Origin of the sequence: Helicobacter equorum, assembly GCF_900198655.1 — a bacterium.
Classification (GTDB): domain Bacteria; phylum Campylobacterota; class Campylobacteria; order Campylobacterales; family Helicobacteraceae; genus Helicobacter_F; species Helicobacter_F equorum.
The window spans coordinates 1-1,452 of sequence record NZ_FZPO01000082.1; the positions used below are offsets into that span (position 1 = coordinate 1).

Consider the following 1,452-nt stretch of genomic DNA (forward strand, 5'->3'; position numbering starts at 1 on the left):
GTGCAAATCGTGCCACACACAAAAAACTCATAAACGCTATGGATACAATCCAAGGTCGATTTATGCGCACAAGTCTCATTATCGGACACCCCGGCGAAAGCGAGGAGGATTTTATAGAACTTTGTGCGTTTGTAAAACAAAGCCCATTTGATAGGATTAATATTTTTGAATACTCGCCACAAGAAGATACAAAAAGCTTCATGCTTCCGACAATAGAATCTAAGATAATCACCAAACGCATTAACACAATAAACAAGATTCTACAAAAAAAGCAAAGAGCGTCGTTGCGTGCAATGGTAGGACAAAAAATCGAGGTGATAGTGGAGGGTGTGAGTGATGTGAGTGAATATTTTTATAGCGCACGACCAAGACTTTGGGCAAGAGAGATAGATGGAGAGATTCTTATTAATGATACAGAAGATGGCTTAGGTGAGATTAAGCAGGGTGCGTATGTATGTCAAATCACTCAAGTGCGAGATGATTTTGTGTTTGGCAAACTTTTGGCACTAGCGTGAGATAGAGATATGGTATACACGCCTTGCCACTATAGAGCGAAACAAAAATTAATAGGCTTGGATAGAAAAAACACATCACATGAGAATCTAAACATTATAGTCATGGTATCTACGCAACAAATCATTACTAAAGCATCGTAATTTCCAATTGGTATCAAATATATTTTGATATATTGCACCAAAACATAACCACAACACGATTTTATGATTTTTGGTATCAAAACATAAGAATTGGGGATTATGCACAGATACAACGCACTATGCCTTATACTTTTGCAATGTTGTATCTTGTTTGCTGATATCCCTCAAGCACCAAATGCTCTAGGTAAAAATTTTTAGATACTCTCGCAAGGCATAAGTCTTGAGTATGCACACAAAAAATGAACATTATGGCAGCCTCTATCAGCTAAACCTCTAGAGCACCTATCTATCACATATCAACAATATGACACAACAATCTGACAACATCGCCTTTATGAGTATCTATGACTTCGTGGCGCACAAAACATCTCGCGGCTTTCATCTCTTTGGGCTGGAGTTTGGGCTAGGATCGTATACCAAAACAAAAACATCATCAATGTGATGAGAACAATTTCTTACTTAATCTCGATTATGACTATGTGTTTGACCTCGGTAGTAGTTTGCAAGCTCGATTTTCCGCATCATACGCACTCTCATATTATGAAATCAATCTCAAAAATTCTCTAGTTGGATTTGGCATTTTTAAACCCAAACACTACTCCATAATGCACCAAAAAACTCTCACACCACATAGAATCTAGCCACATAAAAAACTCCACTTTCACACCATAATGCCCCAAAGTCTCTAAACATTGTGTATTAAGAGATTCTAAACATTCCTGTGTGCCTATTAGCACAAGTTTTGATACACGCTTATTACTCACGCATTGCTTATGTGCAAACTCAAGGATACTTG

Annotated in this window: 1 protein-coding gene and 1 pseudogene; one reads left to right on the forward strand and one right to left on the reverse strand. The window is 37.6% G+C overall.

Annotated features, from left to right (window positions below; all coding sequences use genetic code 11):
- Positions 1–515: pseudogene (locus C6H22_RS08450) on the forward strand (30S ribosomal protein S12 methylthiotransferase RimO); the annotation flags it as partial.
- A 704-nt stretch (positions 516–1,219) separates the two neighbouring features.
- Here the strand turns inward: C6H22_RS08450 and C6H22_RS08455 are convergent.
- Positions 1,220–1,452: hypothetical protein (locus C6H22_RS08455; RefSeq protein WP_158654692.1), on the reverse strand; the 233-nt coding region annotated here is incomplete at its 5' end.